The following is a 23,009-nucleotide window of genomic DNA, read 5'->3' as shown; positions in this document are numbered from 1 at the left end:
ATCTTTCGTTGCCGGTCAAGCCGTGTGGAGTCCTTAGCCTTTCCCCAGCAGGACGAATCGAGCAGGGAGCGACCCTGCTAGCCCTTGGTCGAGAGGGCTTGAAAACATATTAACATATAAGGAGTTAAGATGACCCGCACCACGCTCCCACGACCAGTCGATATCGCAGCCGTGTTCCCAGAACTGGCACCGCTCGCACGCACCACGACCCGGTTGCACCCGCGTCCGGGCACGCCGACGCCCCAGGAGAGCTCGGTCGGAGGCCCGCTGCTGTGGCCAATCGATGACCCGTGGCCCTTCTGTGAGGATCCACACCTACACGTCGCGCCGTTGACGACCCTTGCCGATGTCCGGCTGAAACGGGACACGTTGACCGCTGCCTGGAAGCGGCCCAGACATCCCGGTGTCAACCTCCTCACGCCGGAGGAAGACGCCATCATCAAACGCATTCAAGCTGGACATAGCTGGACCGATGAGCCGATTGCGATGATACCCGTGGCGCAACTCTACGCACGCGACATCCCCGACCTGCACCCACCTCTTGGCTGCGATCTGCTTCAGGTGCTGTGGTGCCCGTTTGATCACCCTGAGGAGGAGCTACCCAAGGCGAAGCTGGTGTGGCGTTCCTTCTCCACGGCCACCGCCTTGCTCTCCAACCCGCCACAACCCGTTGCGGTGCAGTCCGGGGACTATATCCCCGAGCCTTGTGTCGTCCATCCTGAACAGGTCATCGAATACCCTGCCCTCTCTGATCTCGATGAGGCTCTGCGCGAGCAGATCAAGGCATGGCAAGCGCGTGAGAAGACAATCGCCGATGCAGGAAACTTTGCCTATTCATTTGGGCTGTCCGTGGCACCCGGCTGGAAGGTCGGAGGCTGGACATCCTTTAGCTTCCGAGATGCCGAGCCAGCGATCTGTCCCTGCGGGACTCAGATGCAACCCCTGCTGAGGATCGATTCCACCGAGTGGGACGGGGGCAGTGGCAGCTGGATTCCCATCGAGGACCAGGCCCTCAATAGAAATCCTGATCTCAGCTATACACCACCATGGGAGCCGGTTATGGTCACCATCGGTCGCGCTTACACAATGCAGATCTACACCTGCCCCGCATCGGTCGATCATCCGCCCGTCGCCTGGATGCAATGACCCTCTGGCTCACCTGCCCACAGACGAGAAGGAGAGGCGCCAGATAGTCTGGCCAGACCTCTCGCCATGCGGGCAGGACCTTCAACCTCTTTGGCTTCGATCTCTCTCAACTGTTTTCCTTTTCCCCATGCCGGCCAATTGACAAGGGATGAAGAGAAGGACCCAGATGGGGAGCGGTTTTCCCAGGCGATGAATCGCCAATTCCCATGATTCAGATCACATTCCCACCCTTCAATGCAAAATCTGTCCACTCTTCAGTTAATTTACCATCAAAAGAGCTTCTCGAACAAGAAGTGAAGCCTCTTGTAGAGCAGTTCCTCTCAGAACGGGGGTTACAACTCTCCTCTGAGAAAACGGTCATCACGTATATCGAGCAAGGGTTTGACTTTCTTGGGCAAACGGTACGCAAGTACCAAAAAGGAAAAGAGGCCAAGTTCTTCATTACTCCCTCAAAGAAGAACGTGAAGGCATTCCTTGCCAAGATCAGAAAACACATCAAGAAAAGTCGAAACCTGACGGCAGGAGAACTGATCGCCGAACTGAATCCGCAGATTCGCGGATGGGCCTTGTATCACCGCCATGCGGTAAGCAAGGATGTGTTTCATGCGGTTGACCATGAAATCTTCAAAGCCTTGTGGGTTTGGGCGCAACGAAGACACTCCCACAAAACGCGCTGGTGGATCAAGGAGAAATGCTGGCCGTCCACTGGTCCGAATCGGTGGGTGTTCACGGGAATCCTCAAGGGCGAGGAAGGGCAGATCAGAGTGGTTCGCCTCTGTTCCGCCGACTCGATTCGTATCGAACGACACACGAAAATTCGTGCTGAGGCCAATCCTTACGATCCTGCCTGGGAACCCTACTTCGAGAAACGGCTTGATGTGCAGATGGTCGGCACGCTCAAGGGAAAACGATGGCTGCTGCACCTCTGGAAAGAACAAGGAGGTCTCTGCCCACTCTGTCACCAAAAGATCACCAAAATCTCAGGATGGCACAGCCATCATGTACTTTGGCGATCCAAAGGAGGATCAGATCGGACAGAAAATCGGGTTTTGCTTCATCCCATCTGTCATCAGCAAGTTCATAGCCAGGGTTTACACGTGGAGAAACCGCGTCCGGTGAAACGGGCGAAATGAGAGGCTTGAGCCGTGTGCCGCGAAAGCAGCCCGCATGGCGTGCGCCGCAAGGCGCGTTGTGATATCCCTGTCACAGACAGGAAGAATGGGAGAAGAAATTCCTGGGTTATCAGTCTACCTGAAAGCGAAAGCCGAAGGGGACAAAGCAGACTGAGAAAGCGGTGCATGCTCGAAAGCGCTGTAGAGCAGGGCATCCGTAGGACCCGCTCGCTATGGGTAGAGCTAGACTGCCCGAACTCCAATCCTGACATGGTGCATGGGACCACCCATCGGAAGAGGGCTTGAAACCAATGTCACGTTCTCTTTTGGCATGAACCGGAGGCCGAAAGACTTCTCTGAACGTGAACGGGAACCAACGAGGTCCAATAAAAGGATGAGTGGAGACCCTACGGCGAGCTCGTACGTACCACAGCGACGTACTGCGGGATCACCTTCCTGTCGCGAGGCAGATGGTGACAGAGCCGCCATATGATTGCGCCCATGTGGCATAGAAGTCTCTGCCTTGGAAAAGGCATCACTGGAGCATGGTGATTAAAGCAGCATCTTACCTGCGCTCACAATGAGTTCAGGGATACCTTCCTCCGAAAGGTGAGAGGGGACAGTAGCATGATGTGAGCAAGGCTGGTGAAGTTCGAGTACCGCGAACCAGAGGTCAGTCAGCGAGGTCGTGCGTGGTGAAGACCGGATTGTTTGAAACCTAGTCGTGGGGGAAAAGTGGCAGCCCGCAGGATACGGTATGATCGCCTGCGCTCGATGTTGTAGAGAAAGCTCATATTTCCCTGCAAAGCTCCCATCGAGACCAGCCCGCAAGGAGCGGGAAACGACGGACGGGACACCTAAAACACGAAGCGAGGCTTCTAGAGCAACTTGGGGATGGCCTACAGCCTGTGAAGGCCAAGGTCACGGAGGAGTCATAGTACTATCTCATCAAAAGTTTTTGTTGAGAAGGAAGGACTCTAGGGAATCTGCTTAATTCTAAGGAGGTTGACTTGGACGAGTCACACAAGACCTTACAGAGACTTGAGCGCCTACGACAACTGAATACAGACAGGAACTGGATCAACTCGAACCTCTATCGCCTGATGTACAAAGAAGATTTGTACGTTCTGGCCTACGAAAGGATTAAATCAGCCCCAGGGAATATGACCCCAGGAACGGATGGAAAAACCATCGACGGCATCTCCATGTGCATGATCCAACACATCATCGAGGAGATGCGAACGGAACGATTTCAGTTCAAACCGGTCCGAACGGTCTATCTGCCAAAACCCAACGGAAAGAAGAGAAAGTTAGGAATCCCCTCCACGCGCGATAAAATCGTGCAAGAGGTGATCCGCACCATTCTCGAATGCATCTATGATAGCCCAAAGGGACCATACTTTCACGAAACCAGCCACGGCTTCCGCCCGAACCGCAGTTGTCACACAGCGCTACGGGAGATTCGCGGGAAATGGCCGGCCATCAACTGGTTTTTGGAGGGAGATATTCAATCCTGCTTCGACGCGATCGACCACGGCGTGTTAGTGAGCCTCCTTCGCAAGAAGATTCGAGACGAGCGCTTTCTCAATCTCATATGGAAGCTCCTGCGGGGCAGGATACTTAGACCTACGAGAAGCGAGACACGATAGTCTGGCAGGAACCCCGCAAGGCGGCCTGGCAAGCCCAATCCTTGCAAACGTGTACTTGCATGAACTGGATGAAAAAGTCGAAGAAATGTGCAAACAGGTAGAGAGAGGCGGGAAACGGAAACGACGAAACCCCCTCTACCACAAACTGTCAGAACAAAAACTCCGCCTTGTCAAGAAAGGAGCAACACGCACAAAAGAATTCCGCGAATTAGTACGACAAATCCGAAATATGCCAGCAGTAGACGTGGATGACCCTAACTTCATCCGCCTCAAATATCTGAGGTATGCGGACGATTGGCTGGTTGGGATCTGCGGACCTCGAAAGCTTGCAGAACAAGTCAAGGAAGAACTGAAAACCTTCCTGAGTCAACGCCTCAAGCTCACCTTGAGCGCGGAAAAGACAAAAATCACGCATGCACGCAAAGAACAGGCCCACTTCCTTGGAACTCGACTAGCCATTGGAAGAGAAGGAATTCAACGAGTCGTCACGACCAACAACGGTTCCGTACGGCCTGTCAAACGCCGTTCAACGGGCTGGGAAATAGTTATGGTGGCTCCCAGAGATGAGCTCATCAAGAAACTCCATGCGAAAGGATTTTGCACTGCACTAGGACAACCCACCACCAAGTTAGGATGGATACATCTAGATGCAGACCAAATCATCGCCCTCTACAATGGCATCAATCGAGGAGTACAAAACTACTATCGCTTCGCGGACAACTTTTCACACCTGATACGTATCCAATACATTCTCAAGTTCTCACTTGCTCACACGCTGGCAGCGAAATACAAGTGCTCAGTGCGCCAAGTTTTCAAGCGCTTTGGGAAAACTCCTACCGTTACCATCAAAGCAAAAGATGGGAAACGAGATCGTCAGGTCGCATTCTACAACAACAGCGACTGGAAAAAGCAACGGAACGGTTTTCAAATCAACCAAGCGACAGTCGATCAGCTCCGATGGAGCATGAAATTGCGATCACGCTCAAAATTGGGAATGCCATGCTGTATTTGTAGCAGTTCTGAGCAAGTAGAAATGCACCATGTCCGCCATATTCGGAAAACTGGCGCGAAAAAACCAGCCGGCATCAACGCCATATTACAACTGATGAATCGAAAACAGATCCCTGTCTGTTCAGAATGCCATCAGAAGATCCATCGAGGCGACTACAGTGGAATACGTCTCTCTGATCTGGCATACAACCCGTACGAATCAGTACAACGTAGGAGATTCCGTGAGAGCCGTATGCGGTGACAAGCTGCACGTACGGTTCGGGAGGGGGAGGTTGATGCTCTTGAGTGATCAAGACCTGGCCTCCTACCTCACGTCGTAGGAGTGACGACCTACCAGGGAGATCGGGAAATCCGATTCTCTCCATTCCTGCCTCACCTATTTCGCTGATTTACAGCATCCATTGCGGCTATGTTCCAGGCAGCGGCAGCCAGAACCAGGTCTTTCAGCAGGAACTGTCCCGACAGGGTAAGCAAGGGGAAACCTGTCGCTTCTGGAGTAGCCACGAAAATGGTCAGGGTCCCGGCAAACAAGATCAAACAGAGCAAGCCAACGTAACGTAACCATACACCCACAAAGAGAAGGATGGCAGCAATGGTTTCGAGCGCTCCAAGGACATAGATAACTGCATTAAACGCGAGAAAAGGAAACACCGGGTGAAGCCACTTTGTGCCCGGTGTAGGATCGATGAAATGAAGCACTCCTATCCAGAGAAGAACGAAGGCCAGACTGAAACGCAAAAAGTAAGGTGCAATATGTTCGACAAACAGAAATATGGTTTTCATTATATGCTCCTTTGTTATGGACTTTATGGTGAGCAACTCCTACTATTTTGCCACGCCATGTGATGTCGTGGGGAAGATCGACGTTCACCCGATAAAATCGCTCAAAGATTTTCTCGCACTGCTCCTGGGGGATGCCGATACCGTGATCGCGCACGGCTACCGTGGCGGTTTCCGCCGATGCGCTCGCCTCAATGTCGATCAGCAGGGCATCAGGAGCATACTTGATGGCGTTACTGATCAGATTGAGAAAGACTTGTGCTAAGCGGCCTTTGTCCCCGAGCAGGAGGCGCGAGATGGTGCCACGCACGGCAATGATATGGGTTGGGTCCATCTGCTGCATCGTGTTCGTCACGTCCTGGAGTAGGGCATCCAGATCCACTGGCTCCCAATGGTACTCCAACCTCCCGGCCTGAATCCTGGTGACATCCAGCAGATCTCCGACCAACCATTCCAGCAGGGTGAGCGGCTCCTCCACACGCGAAAGCGCTGCCGCCGCCTCGTGAAGGCCCTGCCTGACCAGACGCTTTTTCAGCAGCTGGGTCTGGATCTTGATCGCGGTAAGCGGCGTCCTGAGCTCATGGTTGGCCATGCTGATGAAGGTATCCTTGCGCCGTTCCAGTTCTTTGCGCGCGGAATTGTCCAGCACAAAGCCGATGCCCTGGAGCGTCTCGCCATGAAAGGCTACACCACCCATCAGCACATCCAGGCGGCTGCCATCCTTACACACGAGTTCGGTTTCAAAGGGCGTGGTATATTGCTGCACGACCAGTTCCTGGTGCGCCTGCTGGGCCAGCGAGCTCTTCAAGGTTGGCAGGATGAGACTGTCCCAGGTGAGACGCCGCTGGCTCAGGACGTCCCAGCTATAACCCGTCATCCGCAAAAAGGTGTTATTCGCTTCCACCACCTTGTCGCCTTCGGCAAAAAAGATGCCGATCACGCTGGAATTCATGAGGTGGTTCACCCGTTCCTGGCTCTGACGCAAGGCGTCCTCGGTTCGTTTTTGTTCATCGATATCGGTGCAGGTGCCCACCCATTGGATGATCTGCCCCTCCTCGTTTCGCAGAGGTACACCCCGTGATAAAAACCAGCGATAGGCGCCCGGCTGTCTCTCTCTGAGACGATATTCAAACTCATAGGGTTCCCCTGCCTCCCAACCCTGGCGCTGAAGAGCCAGGACCCGTTCTCGATCCTCAGGATGTACAAACTGAAGCGAGGTTGCTTCGTCATATGTGATGTCCGTTCGGGGGGCTGTGCGCCACATGCCCTGGATACACTGCCGATCATTGGGAGCCAGTTGCGGGAACCATTCATCCTCTGGGCGTTGCTCGGACATCATGCGGGCATAGTCGTGCGAGCGTCGATTACTGTAGGCAATGGAACCATCAGGCCGCCTGATCCAGACAAATTGGGGTACCGCATCGACCAGCGTACGAAGCTCCTCTTCCACGCGCTTGTACCGGGTAATATCGAATCCCGTACAGATCAGATACTCGACCTGCTGATTCGCGGCATACCGAGGAGCCAGCGCCACGGCAAGGTCGAGGCACCTTCCAGGATGTGGGCAGATGTAGGTTTCAAAGCGCACCGTCTCTCCCCGGCTGGCCTGTTCGATCGCCGCACCCAATTGCCCTTGGGCTCGTGGGACAGACGCCCACAAAGGAAAAGCGGTGAGCGGTTTGCCAATCACCTCCTCGCGCTGGACCTGCGCATCCGTCAACAGACGCTGATTGATCTCCAGGATCAGCCCCTCAGGTGTCAAGATCGCGACACGCTCAGCACTGTGCTCCAAAAAATCCCGATAATGCTGATCGCTGTGGCAAACAGACGCGGGGAAACACGTTGGTTCCTGTTCGAGTGAGTGGATCAAGATGGCGAGACCCTCGCTGGTCGGGAAGAGCTGCCCGCGAAGCCAACGCCGGGTGATCGGAGAACGGTAGTGCACTTCTTGCGACTGCTGCGTGCGCATCGCTTCACCGACCGCCTGGTAGAGCGCGGTCGTGACGAGATGGGGAGCGCTTTGCCAGAACAGATGACCAGGCAAATCCTGGGAGCTTATCCCCATCAGGGCTGAGGCTTTTGCATTGGCATACTGGATCGTTGCTCCGATATCCAGAAAGAAGAGGGCATCAGGAAGCGTATCCAGGAGCGATGCAAGTTGAACAGATGGTCGAAAACGATGGTTGGAGTTTAATGGTTGTATACCCATAGTGTTGATGTGATCCTTTCCCTTGCCCATCCCTGGCCCTTAAAAGTGGTCTTCCCCTGGTTGTGACGCTCGAAGTATACCGAGAAACGCCAGGGAAAGTCATGGATAAAAAGTGATATTCGGACAAAAGCCTGGATTTGCCACCAAAGTGACTGTAGGGACTTACAGCCTGAGCAGAATGCCTCTTTCTATGCTTCTGGTATCTGTCTAAATCTCAGGAGAAAGCCTGCGCAACAGTCCTTTCTCGCCACAGTTAGCACAGAACCAGGGCTCATCTCCGGCAGCCTAGAGACACGTCTGGAGGTCTCACCATCACAGCCCTCCGAGGGAGCGGTTGAACCTTCAGGCTCCCCTCGACATCTGACATAGCTGCTTGTACGTGATCCCAAAGAGCTTGATCAGCAAAACCAATTGACGCTGACGTTCATTCGAGAGATACGAGACATCAATATTACCTATGACTTGACCCAACGCTTCTTCACGATGGTACGGGAACATCAAGCTGATCTACTTGACACCTGGCTTGAGGAGTATCAGTCCAGTGGGGTTCCCGATCTACAAACGTTCGCCGAAGGCTGGCAACCACTGATGCCCGGAGTATACTGGAAGAGCCGAGGGGAAGTCATGGGCCCAAAGACCTATTGTGGGGGCACAGTGACAGCTGGAACTCGGTACCAAAGTGCTAGTACGCAGCGCGACTTCTCTGATCAGCCTGACGTGTTCGAGTGTTTCATGCTTGATGTACCTGCCTCTGACAAGCGCACTCTCAGTCAAGGAGATCTGAAGAAAGGAGGCCAAGAGCCCACGCACGGGCTACCGCCTGGGTGCGATTGGTGACTTCGAGTTTACTGAGGATGTTACTCACATGGTGCTTAATGGTGCTGGTTGCGGTCACCAATGCTTCCGCGATATCCTGGTTCGAGGCACCACGCGCAAGCAAGTGGAGCACTTCCTGTTCACGCACGCTTAACGGGTCTAGCAACGGTTGGGGTGGCCTTGGGGCTGGCTCTCTTTCCCGATGGGTTGGCTGGGCCGCTGGTTGCTGGTTGAACGCGCGCACAAGCGTCTCCAGATACGGGAGATCTTCCCCCTGGCGCTCCTGTGCTCTGAGCCGGGAGAGCAATGTATTGATGATGGCTCCCCCATCCACAAAGTGACGGATATAATCCTCTGGCGCCTCCAGGTGCACGGCCTGTGCCAGGAGAGATACTGCGTCGCTGCCGCTGGAGCATGGAATACGCCTGTATCTGCAAGAGCCACATTTCCAGCACATGGTTCCACCGCTGGGTGGCCGTTGCCCGTTCTACCAAGGGGGTGAGCAGGTTCAACGCCTGGTCTGCTTGGGATTCGGCAAGCAGCAAGTAAGCAAAGGCAACACGCTGTCGTTCACGTGCCAGCGGAGAGATCAGCGGCTCTCCCCGCTCTCTCTCCCTGACACATTTTAAAAACGTAGCGAAAAGCGCCATCCAGAAGCATGTTTGCGGAAAGGGAGGCAGTGAACCAGGTCAGCTGGGTTGCTTGTTCGACGCAGAATATCCAACAGCCAGAGGCGTCCGAGACGAAAGATGCCTTTGTCACGCCGATCAGTACGATCAAAACGATCTCGTTTGCCATGATGCATGCACGAGGCAGCCAAATGACTGACCCACCACATCGCCAGAAAAAGCGCCAGCAGCAAACGATTGAGGCGAGCTTCTTCCTTGACCAAACTGGCTTCCAATGTCCAGCCGCGACGTTTGCTGTCCTGAAAGGTTGACTCAACACGCATGCGTAATGCATACTCGTTCACACGCCGTTTGCCGGCTTTCAGGTCGGAAATCAGGATCCAGCCTTCCTCGCAATCGGGCATCCAACAGGCACTCACGTAGGTTTCGATCGTGTCCTCTTTCCAGACTTTTGCCCATCCATACCATTGCTGTCCCCTTTTGTGCACAAATGCATCAAAACGGGACCAGGAACTCCAAGCGTCGCCCATCTTGCGCTGACAGGTATGTTCTTTCGAGACACGTAACAGATAGTGCCACTTGCGATCGCGACAGAGCTTGACCAATGGGAAACCTGCCAAGCCTCGATCCGCGAGCAAGGTGCAATCCGTCCCGGTCAGATGCAGGATGGTGCGATCCAGCAGCCGTGCCACAATGCTCCATTGTTTCTCTTCCCATTTCTCTTGAGTTGGCATCACTGCCCATGCGACGGGCAAGACCCGTGAATGCACGAGCAGCCCCAGATAGACGATGGTTGCATCGTCGCGAAATGGCGTGCGATCCAGCACGAACCGCAGCGACTTCCCGCGCCAGAATACCAATACCTGCGATAAAAAATCGTCCCAGACGTTCGTGACCACGACCCGATCATTGGCGAGAAAACGGGCAAGCCTCCGTTCGATGCTGGTCATCTTCGCTGGATCGATACCATGCAAACTGATACCTTCGGCCACTCGTTGCAGCACAGCATTTCCTGTGAACACGATGCCGATGACAAACAAGGCAAGCGTTTTCTTTTGATGCCCATGGATCTTTGGAAACAACTCCTTGACTTGAGCGCTCCATCGTTCCCATAATACAGCGGATGCATCCATTGAGGCCGTTCCTCCGAGAATGATTTTTGCTTTCTTCTCTTTGGACGGTCTCTTTTTCTGCTCGCTTCCTCTCTAGCTAAAATGTGTCAGGGAGAGAGCTCTCCCCGCTTCACTTCTCTCACCCAGCGTCGTGCCTGCTCCAGATCTCCACCTGCCAGCCAGAAACGCATCTGATCGACGCTGCTCCAGATCGCTCGTTGGCTGGGGCCTTTCAAGGGTTGGGAGCGCGTGGATCGCCTGCTGGCTCAGGTGCCATGCCTTGTGCAGGTTCCCCGCCATCGTGCTTTACCAGACGGACTCGCGTCAGTAGATACTCTCGAGTGTCCGATCGCCCTTCGCTTTGATTCGGCGCCATTCGGTCTGCAGTTGCAGGATACCGCGCTGTCGGCATGCCCCTGAGAGACGTTCGCCCGAGCCTGGACAAACGCCATCTGGACCCGTGCCGCCCAGTGTTTCTCCTCAAGATAGGTGAGCGCCTCCTGAGAGAAGGCGCGCGTCGCTCCCACATCCCCGTGATAGAAACCCGCAATCGTGGCCTGCAAGGCAGCGATCTCCCCCAGAAGATGAAGTGACGCCTCTGGTTCGTGCGCGTCTCGTGCCATGGGCATATGTTCTTCCCGGAGATGGGCTTGCGCCCAGGCGCGTCTGGCATCACGCACCCAACTTTCGGTGACTGCTGGCAGAGCGGTCCAGAACAGGCTTTGGGCCGAGGCCAGGCATAAACGGGGTCGCTCGAGCACGACCTTGCGGGGAAGTTGATCCATCCAGGAGGGAAACAGCGCGTACTCGAGCTGGCTCCAGAGGCCTTGATGGGGGATCTGCTCCATCAGCCACGCAGCCCAGGACCATTCGTGCACCTGCAGCGTGTGCCGGATCGCTTTGCCGCGCATCTGATGTGCTGCATACCACTGACTGGCCCGCAGATGCAGACCAGGCACCTCTGCGGGAGCAATCTGCTCCAATTGCGCACGCAGGGCCGAGGCCCAGAGGGGGTGGTAGGCATATCACTGTTGTTGATAGTCGAGCGGGCTGAGAAAGAGATTGACCCGTTCTAATTCCTCCAGGAAGCGCTGGCTGTCCTGCTGCTCAAGGACCGCATTGCACAGGGAGGTGTGCAAACAGGATAAGATAGACGTTCGCAGGAGGAAGCTCTGCACTTGCTCTGATTGGCGATGAGGCACCTCCTGCACTAGGTACTCGAAAAGCTCACGCTGAGTTCCCTGGAGTACTTGCAGCAGATCGCCGGGAGACGCCTTCTCTTGCAAGCTAAGCGCTGCCAGTTGCATGCCCGCCCACCAGCCCTGCAGGCGCGCGTCCACTGCCTGTAGCTCAGTGATCGAGTTGGCCGGATATGCCGTCGTTATTTTCGCTGTAATCTATCGTTATCGCCATCGCTCCAATACCCTTGAGCGACAGCAAACAAAGTGGGTCGTCTTCGGTACTCTGGTGATGCTCATTGTAGCCGGTCTGAATGTTGTTGCTGGCAATCTGTTCCAGTCGGTTGATGGCTTTACAGCATTCTATCGCCTGTATAGCACTCCCCTTCTCAGCATCGTTGGCTTGATTATGCCGGTTTTCTTCTGCATTGCTGTTTTGCGTTACCACTTATGGAATATCGATGTTATTATCAATCGCACGCTTGTCTACATGTCGCTTACCTGCTGCGTTGTAAGCACCTATATGCTTATTGTGGTCTCATCTGGTACTCTGCTGCAACAGGCGCAGGGAAACTTTTTCATCTCGTTATTTGCCACAGGCATTATCGCTATTGGTTTTCAGCCCTTGCGCGATGCCCTCCAGCGGAGCGTTAATCGTCTGATGTTCGGAGAGCGCGATGACCCCTACAGGGTGTTAACTCGTCTGGGTCAGCGACTCGGAGCAACCCTGGCTCCCGAGTCGGTGTTGCCTACGATTACCGAGACGGTCGCCCAGGCGCTCAAATTGCCGTATGTCGCCATTACTTTGAAGCGGGAAGCCGCCGCTTTTGAGATTGCCAGCGTCCATGGTCAGCCCCTACCCAACCAGCAACTGACGCGTATTCCACTGCTCTATCAACAAGAGGATATCGGCGAGCTTGTTCTGGCTCCCAGGTCGCAGGGCGAGACATTGAACATGGCAGATCAGCGACTTCTGTCTGACCTGGCTCATGAAATAGGGGTCGCTGTGCATGCCATGCAACTGCATATCCATTTGCAACAGGCCACTGTCGACCTGCAGCGCTCGCGTGAGCGTCTGGTCGTGACGCGCGAAGAGGAGCGGCGGCGTCTTCGCCGCGACCTGCACGATGGACTCGGGCCGACGCTGGCCGGGCTTACCCTGACAACCAGTACGATCGTTGATTTGATCGAGACTGATCCTTCTACCGCGCTCATGCTTGCTAATCGCCTGCAGGAAGAGATTCGATTGACGATCAGTGACGTCCGTCGCCTTGTCTATGAATTACGCCCACCTGCGCTCGATGAACCGGGCCTTGTGGCGGCGATTCGCGAACGGGTTGAGTATTATCAGGCCCATGTTCACAGATCCTCGGTCACCAGACCCACTGTAACCATTGAAGCACCTGAACATCTACCTGACCTGCCAGCGGCGGTTGAAGTGGCGGCCTTTCGTATCATGCAAGAGGCGATGACCAATGTCCTGCGCCATGCGCAGGCCCGGACCTGCATCATCCGCCTGGAAATGAGCGACGTCCTACAGGTAAAAATCCTTGATGATGGAATCGGATTGCCCGCGGGGTGCGTCTCAGGTGTCGGCTTGCTCTCCATTCGCGAGCGCGTGGAGGAGCTTGGCGGATCATGCACAATTGAGCGGCGGCCAACAGGAGGAACGTGCATCTTTGCTCAATTGCCACTGAAGAAGGAGTAGGTTGATGGATTATTTACGTGTCATTATCGCTGATGATCATCCCATGTTCCGCTTTGGACTCTCGGCTCTTCTCAACTCCCAGCCTGATTTTGAGGTTGTAGGGGAAGCGACTCATGGCGAGGAAGCCATTGCGCTGGTCAGTTCACTCCAGCCCGATGTAATCTTGATGGATATCAGTATGCCGGGTATGAACGGTATTGAAGCAACACGACGTATTTTTCAGATCAACCCGCACATACACATCCTGATCATTACTATGTTCGAAGACGATACCTCTGTCTTCACGGCCATGCGAGCCGGGGCGCGAGGCTATGTACTGAAGGATCCCAGAAAAACGATATGCTGCGCGCCATTCAGGCTGTAGGGCGAGGGGAGGCCATCTTCAGCCCCACCATTGCGTCCCGTCTGATCGACTTCTTTACGGCGCCTCAAACACTTTCCGCGCAGGCCTTTCCCGAACTGACCGAGCGTGAGCGCGAAATCCTTGATCTGATTGCTGCAGGACGCAGCAATACGGAAATTGCCACACGGTTGACACTCAGTCCCCACACCGTGCGCAACTACGTATCGGCTGTTTTCAATAAACTTCAGGTGGCCGACCGCGCACAGGCCATTCATCGCGCTCGTCGAGCTGGCCTGGGATAGATAGATCGGCGACCTTGCATGATTGTTTTCATCAGGAGGTTGATCGAGGCAATTGCCAGTCCTGCAACTTGGGGAGAACGTACCTCGCTCTTTTTGCTGCTTGCTTCCCGAAACACGCACGTCTCTCTCCATTTTCATGAAGGGTGTTTCCATATTCTAGTTGCCGCGTGATTGGAGAAGAGGGAGCGCTGGATGATGGGGATGGACAGGTGTATATGCCTGGTGCCCTGTGGGAGAGGAATGTGCTGGAGGCGAAAATACATTTCGGGGGGAATTGGAGGAGTTTGCTCTGGAGGAGAGAGAGGCGGATAGGGTAGGCTTCTTCTAAGAGCTGGTTTGAAAAGGTCACCTTTTAGGCAAACGTCGGATCATCAAGCGAGTCATGGCAATAGAAATCATGGCTTCGCTGCTCTGGGTCAAGGTTTCATAATCCTTACTCAAGCGACGGCATTGGGTGATCCAGGCAAAGGTTCGTTCAATGACCCAGTCATACTACCCCCAAAAGCTGTTTTCTGTTTCTGAGAGCTTGCCATTGTGCAATCCTTTCTTCATTTGCTGGTATGATATCCTCGTCAAGGGTGTTCGGCAAGTGATGCATCTGTCCAGCGGTGACGGAAATCGTCTCCAATCGCACGCTGATGGTACGCTCGAAGCCGTTCCTGTTCCGCTTCATCAGCCCACACGACCCAGCGATGCAAGGGCTCATTAAGTTGGCGTGCTCGGACCACTCCCTGACGAATCCAGTGCAAGAGCGTCCCCCGTGGAATGTGGAGGTAGCGAGCCAGTTCAGCGGGCCACCATTCGTTGGGCAGGAACCACTCATGGTGTCGAACCCGCGGGCGTGGCGCTTTCACGCCTAATTGGCGTTGCAGTTGCGAGATCATCTCTGCGCGAAAGCCGGTGGTGGAACGAGGAGGACGAAAGCCAGCATCATTCAACGCCTGAGCAATCGCCACCGCCGCCCAGCCCGCCTCGGTTAACACCTGGACCTGGTGACAGATCTGCGGATACGTACTCAGCTCGCTTAGCTTGCCAATGGGTCGAATCACAACGCCTTCAGTGTGACTACCACCGATCCACTCGATCCGTACTTTCACCTGCTCGCTGCTGCCCTGCACATCGACAATGACTCGCTCGATGACCTGCCGCAGGATCTCTTTGCGATCGGCATCCGTGGTCGTTGGAGCTGCCCAGATCGCGGGAATATCGGTCGCCAAACGACGAATGGCCTCCCGTTCGGAATCCGAAAGCACGCGAGGCTTCTGTTGGAGAAATCGATGATACTCCTCTTCCAGTTGTTGCTGCGCAACTAACTTCTCTTCCCACGCCCGTTCCAGGGTTCGAGCCACGAGTCGGTGTTCCGGTTCGACCGCATGGTATTGACGAGCCGCCCGTTCCGCTTCGTAGGTTGCTCGTTCTCGCCGATGTTGCCAGAGCTGATCCAGTTCGGTCCGCTCCTGTTCCATCCGTTCGGTCGCCGTGAGCGACAATTCTAATGCGGCTGGCTCCAACGCAGCAAGCACCTGCTCGCTCACAAAGCGATCCAGGCACGAACCTGCCAGATGTTGGCACCTGGGCTCTCCGTAGTGGGTGTACCGCTCGACACATTCGTAGGTGTGATGGGGACCACCACCATCGTAGTGGACTGTCAAGCGACAACCACACCGCGCGCACACAACCAATCCGGCAAGGAGGGCTGCTCCGCCTCGTGCTGCTCCTATCGCATCTGCACGAACCCGATTAGCTTGTAGCCGCTCCTGGTTGCGCTCATATTGCTCAGGAGAAATGTAGGCTGGACAACGATTGGGCAGCAGCACGAACCATTCTTCCTGTGGGACAACCATCCGTCCAGCACGTGGGCGTTGCGGCTGTTTCCGGCGTGGATCTTCCTGGCGCCGTCCGTACACGTAGTAGCCTGCATAGAGGGGATGTTTGAGCATCATCTAGACAGTGGCCCGATTGGGACAACGCCAGACCAATCCTCCCTTGCCAGGTCCCTCACGTACGCGAACTCCCAACTGAATGTGGTGAGACGCGAGATAACGAACCAGCCCACCGAGAGTGCCCAGCTCGTCAAATGTGCGGAACAGGAAGCGGACGATCTGTTGCACCTGTTCATCTGGATCAAACTGAATCTCTCCCGTTGGGCTCCAGACATAGCCAACGGGTAAGGCAAACTGGAGGTCACCTCGTTGGGCTTTACTCAAGCGTCCCTGATACATCCGTTGTTTGAGGATATGCAGCTCTGCTTCTGACATGGTGCCTTTTAATCCGAGCAATAACCGATCATTGTACAGCGCGGGGTCGTAGATCCCATCAACATCAGCGATCAAGGTGCGAAACAGGGCACACAACTCCAACAGTTGGTGCCAGTCCCTGTTAGAACGAGCCAGGCGCGACATCTCCACGCCGAAGATGACCCCGACATGATCCAAACTGACCTCGGAGACCAAGCGCTGAAAGCCTGCTCGCCCCTGTGCGCTGGTTCCTGATTTCCCCAAATCATCATCAATGACCAGAATACGCGATGGGTTCCATCCCAGCGCCTGGGCTCGGTTCACTAACCCATATTGCAATCGCGTGGACTCCTGATGCTCCAGCACCTGTTGGGCCGTGGATTGGCGTACATAAACGACCGCGAGCCGTTCTCGATGGAACGGACGAAGTTTCTCTGAGCGCCCCTCATCCACAGGTGTGAGGCCAGCTTTACTCAGCGCAGTCGTCGCGTTCATCGCTGACCTCCTTGCCGGGAACCAGACACTGCTCCATCTGGCGTTCGAGGAGCTGACTCAGCAGCCAGAGGAGCCGCTGACGATTGGCCTGAGGGAGATTCCCCCACTGGATGATTGCTTGCCGAGAATTGGGTGGGGGGGACTGTGTTGGGTGAAAGACTGGACATGGAACACCACCTTCCTCATGCTGTGAGGCTTGGGCTACCCGTCTCTGCTCAACCCAGGTAAGCAACTGCAGCAGCCCACTCAGACCAAGCATAGGACGTGGAGTGGGTTCTGTCAACCAAAGTGTTTCAGGGGCATTGTGATTGGGTTCTCTCGACCACCCAACGCCTGGGCAGGACAACAAACCCTTTCTGATCGTCGCTGCGTAGCACTGGCTGGAAAAGAAAGTGAAAATGCAGAATCACCCATTCGAGCAGGTGACCGCGATAGCCACCATCGACCCAGATGCGCCGGAGCGTTTTGCACGCTCCACCCAAGCGCTTGAGCACCAGTTTGGCCCCCGCCACATCGGAAACCGAGGCTGCGGTGACCACAACGGCCATGAGCAGGCCCAATGTCTCGACCAGGATATGGCGCTTGCGGCCATGGACGTGTTTGCCTGCGTCATAGCCACGGATACCAGGTCCTTGGGTCGTTTTCACGCTTTGGCTGCCCAGGGATCCTGCTGTTGGATGCTTGTGACGACCAAGGCGTTGACGAACCCGAGCACGCAACGTCTCGTGAATGCGGTACCATGTTCCATCACGACGAAATGCACGAAAGGAGGTAGAGACACTTTGCCAGGCGGGATACTCTTTGGGGAGCATGCGCGCACTAGCATCCGGTCACGACCACGTAGAGGATGGCGTTGATCACGGCTCGCATCTGCAAGCTTCTGGGTCGCCCTCCCGGCTTCGCCGATGGAATCAACGCTTTGATACAATACCATTGGGCATCCGTCAGATCTGTGGGATAGGTTTGTTTGGCTTTCATATTCCAAGTCTATCTCACCTGACTGGTTGCCCCTTTTCAAACCAGCTCTAAGCGGCGCAAGAAGGCTGTACAGTGGATTGCCAGGCTTCACAGGAAAGTGAGAAATCAGCGCAATGACGACCTTCACCAGTGGTCCTGTCGTCTAGTGAATACCTACGAAACCATTGTGTTTGAGGATATCGCGCCTGCTCATCTCTCCAGACGGGCGAAGCCAAAGCAAGACGCAGAAACAGGGCACTATCTCCCAAATGGGGGCAGTGCGAAATCTGGCCTCAACAAATCCATACGTGATGCTGGTTGGAGTCAATTCATCGCCTTCTGCGAGTACAAAGCTGCGAACGCTGGTACGGTGCAGGTGGTGAAGTTTGACCCCAAGTACACCAGTCAAGTGTGCTCGGGTTGCGGAGCGGTGGTCAAGAAAACGCTCTCAGAACGTTGGCATTCCTGTGAATGCGGCACTGAGTTGGATCGTGATCACAATGCCGCACTCAACATCAAAGCTCTTTGGCTCGGACGGAGCCATCAGGAAGCGCAAGCCTCCTGAGAAGCCCCTGGCTTGAGCCGTGGGGAGTCGTCACGGAATGCTCACAACAACAAGCAGTTCCATGCTCTTGCCCTTCGTCGATGACCGTCCAGTCAGTTCCGTCACGATCGCGTTTCTGGAATGGCTGTGCGAGCAGGTAGCAACATCAGGCAAGCAGGTGCTGATTCTGATCTGAGATAACGGTGGTCATAGCAATGATCTTCTCCTCTGATTTTTTTCTTTTTTCGCTGTCCCGTGCTTGATCAATGCCAACCTCGTGTCAATGTGAGAATATCACATGTGGCAACATTTGGGGATCGAGTCTTTAACATGTACCCTATTCTTTCTAGGGTATGCATCGCATTAGCACTGAGAATGTGGTTTGTGACCAGGGCTGGATGCAGCAGGGCAACTGCGGCACTGATCTCATCCTCACGGCTTTCCACGGCGCGTTGCGCCAGCACAAGAGCGAATCGACACCTCTGCGTTTTGCTGTCAACGATGCGTTTCCCAAAAAAGGAAAACGCCATCAGGAGTGTCTAGAAGCGGCTGAGAGTACCGTCCCAATAGTAATTGGGGACACGTCGTGCACAACTGGCTGGAACTCGACCGCAAGAGCCGTCCTGGATGTTTCTGGCGTCTGACTTTTTCGTTATACCCAGGCTCGTGTGAAAGGACGGAACGACCACCAATGCGAAGCCACCACTGACGCTCGCAAGAACGGTTTTCTCTGAGAGAAGAAGGGAAAGGAGCAGCTTTCTCAGCACTGTTTCCTCACGTTTCGAGGATGCTCTGCTTCTTGAGCGTCTGCGAGGCTGTTTGAGCGTCTCTCGTTGTTGCTCATGCTCGTGTTCCTTCGAGGCCTAGTACTGGAGTCCAGTCCAGCTTGCTTGTTTCTCACAGATATCACATCATTTCACTAGACTTACTTGAGATTCGAGCAGGAATGCGTCTTCGTTCTCAGGGATGGGGTACGTGAAAGGGAGAGGTACCACCTGTATGTCCAATGCCAAGCAGAACAAGCGTGTCGCTCCTGCGTCGCGTGAGACGCTTCCTGATGCCTTCTTTGTCGTCGATGACACAGAGGCCATTGTCTATGCTAATGCGAGCGCCCAGACGCTCACCGGAACCCCGCGAGAGGAGCTCTGTGGCACGTCCTTGTGGAGTGGCGCGCCCCACCTGGTCAGCCCGTCGCTCTACCAGGCTGTCCAGAAGGCCAAACAGACCCGAGAGCCAAGCGAAGTGGAGTATGTGTCTCCCGCTACCCACCGCTGGCTGCACGTTTCGCTCTCTCCGACAGACGAAGGCCTCGCGCTCTTGTTTCAGGAACAGCTGGAACCATTGCCCCTCCAGGATGCCTTGAGCCGCAACGAACAGATGTATCGGGATCTGCTGGAAAGCTTTGCTGATGGCGTCACGATCGTGACCCCTGAGGGCCTGGTCCTCGACATCAATCAGCGCCCCCTGACCGATGCCCACCTGCGGCGGGAGGAGGTGGTGGGCAAACCGTTGACCGACCTGCCTGCGTGGTCCTCTGACCCGGTTGTCCAAGAGCACTTGCGCGCAGCCATTGCGAGAGCCGCCAGGGGAGAAACCGTACGCTTTGAGGCCAAAATCCATCCCCGACCCGACCTGTCTCTGGACATTTTGATGACGATTACCGCCCATCGTGATGCCAGCCAGCAGGTCGAGTATCTCATCTGTGCAGGTCGGGATATCACCGAACGCAAGCATGCCGAAGACGAACTACGGACGCTCGTCGCTGCCATCCCCCAACACGTCTGGATGAATCGCCCCGATGGCTCGCGTGACTACTGTAACCGACGCTGGTGTGACTATACAGGCATGACCTCCGAACAAGCACAAGGAGACGGCTGGCTCCAGGCCATCCACCCCGACGACCAGCAACGCATTCTGGAGATGTGGCAGCGTGCCGTCCAAACCTGTATGCCGTATGAGGTGGAACTGCGCCTGCGCCAGGGCACGAGCGGAGAGTATCGCTGGTTCCTTGCCCAAGCAATGCCACACAAGGATGATCAGGGCACGATCCTCAAATGGTTTGGCACCAACACTGACATCGATGAGCAGAAACGGGCCGAGCAGCGGATCAAAGCCAGCCGGGAGAACTTGCGTGTGCTGGCCGAAACGGTGCCACAGTTGGTGTGGAGCACAGGACCGGACGGCTTGACGCAAGACTGGAATCAACGGTATGCGGACTATTTCCAGGCGACGCCAGAGCAATTACGAGGGTATGGCTGGCGCCAGTTCCTGGATCCAGAGGAGTATGACCACGTGTGCACAGTCCGGGACCGCTCGCTGGAAACGGGTGAACCCTATGCGATCGAATATCGTCTCAAGGAGGGCAAAACAGGGAGTTATCGCTGGTTCTTAGCCCGTGCCATGCCGGTGCGCGATGACGTAGGCCAGATCGTCAAGTGGTTTGGCACCTGCACCGATATCGAGGACCAGAAACGAGCGGAACAGCAGCTCAAAACCAGTGAGGCGAACTGGCGCGTGCTGGCCGAAACGGTGCCACAGCTGGTGTGGACCACGCGAGCCGATGGCTTGTCGGATTATTTTAATCAACGGTTCTGTGACTACACTCATGCCACGTGGGAGCAACTGTACGGCTATGGATGGAGTCAGTTCGTGCACCCGGAGGATTACGAGCACACCCTGGCGGCGCGAACGCACGCGTTCCGCACAGGCACTCCCCATGAGGTCGCCTACCGTTTCAGAGAGGGCCAGACGGGCCGCTATCGCTGGTTTTTAGCCCGCGCCATGCCGGTGCGTGATGAAACAGGCCAGATCGTCAAGTGGTTTGGAACTGCCACCGACATCGACGAGCAGAAACGGGCCGAGCAGAAAATCAAAGAGAGCGAGGAGAACTTGCGCGTGCTGGCCGAAACGGTGCCGCAGCTGGTGTGGAGCACGGGACCGGACGGCCTGCACGAGTACACGAACCAACGCTGGCGTGACTACACCGGGCTCACACCTGAGCAGGTACAAAGCAACAGGTGGGCTCATCTCCAGCTCATCCATCCCGACGATCGTGAAGGCACCCGAGCGCTCTGGCAGCATGCCCATGACACGGGAGCCATGTATGAGCGCGAAGAGCGTCTCAGAAATGGCCAGACCGGGGCGTATCGCTGGTTCTTAGTCCGCGCCATACCGGTGCGTGATGAAGCAGGTCAGATCGTCAAGTGGATTGGCACCGGCACCGATATCGAGGATCAGAAACGTATCGAGGAAGCCTTGCGCCAGAGTCAAGAGCGCGCGAGCACCCTGATGAACTCCAACATTATCGGGACCAATATCGCCGAAGGTGAGCAGATTGTGGACGCGAACGACACGTTTCTGCGCATGACTGGCTATACCCGCGAAGACCTGCGTGCCGGGCGCATCAACTGGATGCGCATGACGCCTCCAGAATTCCTGGCTCGGACTCAGCAGGCCCATGAGGAACTTGCCACCCAGCAGTCGATGCCGCCCTATGAGAAAGAGTACATGTGTAAAGATGGCAGTCGCCTTCCGGTGCTCGTGGGTCGTGTCGTTTTAGAGCATCACCCATCCCAAGCGATCGGCTTTGTGCTGGATAATTCGGCCCGCAAGGAGTTGGAGCAACGCAAAGATGACTTTATCAGTATGGCCAGCCATGAGCTCAGGAACCCGCTCGCCGCGGTAAAGATGCAGACCCAACTGGTGCGAAAACGACTGGAAAGGCAATCCCATCACGAGGCAGCCACAGCGCTTTCCAGGGTAGAGGGGCCCGTCAAGCAACTGGAACGCCTGATCGGAGAGTTACTGGATGTCTCCAAGATCCAGGCGGGCAGGCTGGAGTACGTCCGGGAGACGGTCGATCTTGATGCGTTGCTTCATGAGGTAGCAGACACGATGCAGCAGCTCAGTACGACGCATACCATTGTGGTGCGCGGTGCCGCACCGCGCTTACTCGTCGGAGACAAAGACCGGCTCGGGCAGGTCTTCACCAACTTGATCAGCAATGCCATCAAGTATTCCCCCGGCGCAGAGACGGTCGAGATGGACCTGAGTGCTTCCGAAGAGAGGGTCACGGTCCGTGTGCATGATCATGGCCTGGGCATCCCGCGAGAGCAGCGCGACAAAATCTTTGAGCGCTTCTATCGGGCCACTGGTCCCAAGCAGAAGGCGATCCCCGGTTTGGGCATGGGGCTCTACATTGTGACGGAGATCGTCAAGCGTCATGAGGGAACCATTACGGTGGACAGTGAAGTCGGAAAAGGATCGACCTTTACAGTGACCCTTCCCCTCAACAGGGATACCTAGCAGATGACGCGAACACGACGCGCGCCATCGGGGGGGGCAGCGGCACAGGAATGTGGTTGAAGGCCAATGCTCGCGTGAGATAGCCTTGGAGAAGCTGTAATGCATGCCAAAAGAGCAGAGAGAGCGCGAAGAACACCTTCCTACCGGTTTCGCGTCTCTCGCATGATGCCCCATCTTTCTGGTCTGGGTTTGTGGGAGCAGTCCAACCGTTTTGCAGTCACTTTTGCCGTCAACGATGCGTTTCGCCAAAAAGGGAAACGTTCTCAGGAGCGTCTAGAATAGGCCTGAGAGCGTCATCCTCATAAGAGGGAGGCGGTGGAGAGATCCGTGGGCGCCTCCCCGCCCATTATTGCCGCTGTCCGCCAGGGCGCTTCCCGCGCGGCGCGAGGGGAATCACCGTTCATGGGCGCGCATCGTAATCCGCTGGCGTCCGGGGGCTTTGCCGTCAATTTGCTGTCATAGTTGAGGGTGAGAAT

The 23,009-nt window shown here is 55.5% G+C and carries 19 protein-coding genes and 3 pseudogenes; 10 read left to right on the top strand and 12 right to left on the bottom strand.

Translation table 11 applies throughout. From position 1 onward, the window contains the following. Positions 1-129 precede the first annotated feature (129 nt). The 4 genes from KRAC_RS02490 (at position 130) to KRAC_RS78060 (ending at position 5,159) form a co-directional block, all read left to right on the top strand. On the top strand, positions 130-1,146 hold the full coding sequence (locus KRAC_RS02490; protein ID WP_007904240.1) for a hypothetical protein: 1,017 nt from the start codon (positions 130-132) through the stop codon (positions 1,144-1,146). A 293-nt stretch (positions 1,147-1,439) separates the two neighbouring features. After that, entirely contained in the window at positions 1,440-2,279 is an 840-nt protein-coding gene (locus KRAC_RS02485) for a group II intron reverse transcriptase (protein WP_040442705.1), read from the top strand. Positions 2,280-3,268: 989 nt separating this feature from the next. Beyond that, positions 3,269-3,907 carry a reverse transcriptase/maturase family protein gene (locus KRAC_RS78065; protein ID WP_052567900.1) on the top strand — a complete coding sequence of 213 codons (639 nt, stop codon included), beginning with the start codon at positions 3,269-3,271 and terminating at the stop codon, positions 3,905-3,907. Then, a complete protein-coding gene (locus KRAC_RS78060) occupies positions 3,846-5,159 on the top strand; it encodes a group II intron reverse transcriptase/maturase (protein WP_476629958.1) in 1,314 nt (437 codons plus the stop codon). Before KRAC_RS78065 ends, KRAC_RS78060 begins: the two co-directional genes overlap by 62 nt. Before the next feature lie 131 nt (positions 5,160-5,290). Here KRAC_RS78060 and KRAC_RS79225 read toward each other — a convergent pair whose 3' ends face one another. From KRAC_RS79225 to KRAC_RS02450, 7 genes are all read right to left on the bottom strand, one after another. Next, positions 5,291-5,491: a DUF417 family protein gene (locus KRAC_RS79225; protein WP_420795789.1), complete on the bottom strand. Its 201-nt coding sequence runs from the start codon at positions 5,489-5,491 to the stop codon at positions 5,291-5,293. A gap of 55 nt (positions 5,492-5,546) precedes the next feature. Further along, positions 5,547-7,907, bottom strand: coding sequence for a sensor histidine kinase (locus tag KRAC_RS02470; protein ID WP_040441799.1), 2,361 nt, complete (start codon positions 7,905-7,907; stop codon positions 5,547-5,549). A 766-nt stretch (positions 7,908-8,673) separates the two neighbouring features. After that, complete coding sequence (locus KRAC_RS75300; RefSeq protein ID WP_244422082.1) at positions 8,674-8,856, bottom strand: response regulator transcription factor; 183 nt, start codon at positions 8,854-8,856, stop codon at positions 8,674-8,676. Positions 8,857-8,863: 7 nt separating this feature from the next. After that, positions 8,864-9,373: a tetratricopeptide repeat protein gene (locus tag KRAC_RS02465; RefSeq protein WP_244421941.1), complete on the bottom strand. Its 510-nt coding sequence runs from the start codon at positions 9,371-9,373 to the stop codon at positions 8,864-8,866. Next, positions 9,349-10,485, bottom strand: coding sequence for a transposase (locus KRAC_RS02460; protein ID WP_007904238.1), 1,137 nt, complete (start codon positions 10,483-10,485; stop codon positions 9,349-9,351). The genes KRAC_RS02465 and KRAC_RS02460 overlap by 25 nt, the downstream gene beginning before the upstream one ends. A gap of 245 nt (positions 10,486-10,730) precedes the next feature. Next, positions 10,731-11,423 (bottom strand): hypothetical protein, encoded by a 693-nt coding sequence (locus KRAC_RS02455; protein ID WP_040441796.1) that lies wholly within the window; start codon positions 11,421-11,423, stop codon positions 10,731-10,733. A 66-nt stretch (positions 11,424-11,489) separates the two neighbouring features. After that, positions 11,490-11,771 (bottom strand): winged helix-turn-helix domain-containing protein, encoded by a 282-nt coding sequence (locus KRAC_RS02450; RefSeq protein WP_083814484.1) that lies wholly within the window; start codon positions 11,769-11,771, stop codon positions 11,490-11,492. Here KRAC_RS02450 and KRAC_RS02445 point away from each other — a divergent pair. Both KRAC_RS02445 and KRAC_RS79220 read left to right on the top strand, forming a co-directional pair. Continuing rightward, complete coding sequence (locus tag KRAC_RS02445) at positions 11,770-13,350, top strand: sensor histidine kinase (protein ID WP_083814483.1); 1,581 nt, start codon at positions 11,770-11,772, stop codon at positions 13,348-13,350. The genes KRAC_RS02450 and KRAC_RS02445 overlap by 2 nt on opposite strands. Before the next feature lie 4 nt (positions 13,351-13,354). After that, positions 13,355-13,995 (top strand): annotated as a pseudogene (locus KRAC_RS79220) (response regulator). Between the two features lie 345 nt (positions 13,996-14,340). On the opposite strand, the pseudogene KRAC_RS65150 reads toward KRAC_RS79220, so the two are convergent. From KRAC_RS65150 to KRAC_RS02425, 5 genes and pseudogenes are all read right to left on the bottom strand, one after another. Continuing rightward, a pseudogene (locus tag KRAC_RS65150) lies at positions 14,341-14,481 on the bottom strand (transposase); the annotation flags it as partial. Positions 14,482-14,567: 86 nt separating this feature from the next. Further along, positions 14,568-15,938 carry a recombinase family protein gene (locus KRAC_RS74345; protein ID WP_211221235.1) on the bottom strand — a complete coding sequence of 457 codons (1,371 nt, stop codon included), beginning with the start codon at positions 15,936-15,938 and terminating at the stop codon, positions 14,568-14,570. Beyond that, on the bottom strand, positions 15,939-16,727 hold the full coding sequence (locus KRAC_RS74340; protein WP_211221234.1) for a recombinase family protein: 789 nt from the start codon (positions 16,725-16,727) through the stop codon (positions 15,939-15,941). Then, a complete protein-coding gene (locus KRAC_RS02430; RefSeq protein WP_157506272.1) occupies positions 16,702-17,010 on the bottom strand; it encodes a hypothetical protein in 309 nt (102 codons plus the stop codon). The genes KRAC_RS74340 and KRAC_RS02430 overlap by 26 nt, the downstream gene beginning before the upstream one ends. A 28-nt stretch (positions 17,011-17,038) precedes the next feature. Continuing rightward, positions 17,039-17,705: pseudogene (locus KRAC_RS02425) on the bottom strand (IS5 family transposase); the annotation flags it as partial. A gap of 22 nt (positions 17,706-17,727) precedes the next feature. On the opposite strand from KRAC_RS02425, the gene KRAC_RS02420 reads away from it, so the two are divergent. The 4 genes from KRAC_RS02420 to KRAC_RS02415 all read left to right on the top strand — a co-directional run bounded on the left by KRAC_RS02420 (position 17,728) and on the right by KRAC_RS02415 (position 22,533). Continuing rightward, positions 17,728-18,249: an RNA-guided endonuclease InsQ/TnpB family protein gene (locus tag KRAC_RS02420; RefSeq protein ID WP_274532101.1), complete on the top strand. Its 522-nt coding sequence runs from the start codon at positions 17,728-17,730 to the stop codon at positions 18,247-18,249. A 37-nt stretch (positions 18,250-18,286) separates the two neighbouring features. Beyond that, complete coding sequence (locus tag KRAC_RS70630; protein WP_007904234.1) at positions 18,287-18,424, top strand: hypothetical protein; 138 nt, start codon at positions 18,287-18,289, stop codon at positions 18,422-18,424. A gap of 157 nt (positions 18,425-18,581) precedes the next feature. Next, positions 18,582-18,872 carry a hypothetical protein gene (locus KRAC_RS70625; protein ID WP_007904233.1) on the top strand — a complete coding sequence of 97 codons (291 nt, stop codon included), beginning with the start codon at positions 18,582-18,584 and terminating at the stop codon, positions 18,870-18,872. A 355-nt stretch (positions 18,873-19,227) separates the two neighbouring features. Then, a complete protein-coding gene (locus KRAC_RS02415) occupies positions 19,228-22,533 on the top strand; it encodes a PAS domain S-box protein (RefSeq protein ID WP_007904231.1) in 3,306 nt (1,101 codons plus the stop codon). Positions 22,534-23,009: the final 476 nt, after the last annotated feature.

Source organism: Ktedonobacter racemifer DSM 44963 (assembly GCF_000178855.1).
GTDB classification, from domain to species: Bacteria; Chloroflexota; Ktedonobacteria; order Ktedonobacterales; family Ktedonobacteraceae; genus Ktedonobacter; species Ktedonobacter racemifer.
The sequence above is the reverse complement of the archived record's forward strand: the minus strand, read 5'-3'. Positions and strand labels throughout refer to the sequence as shown.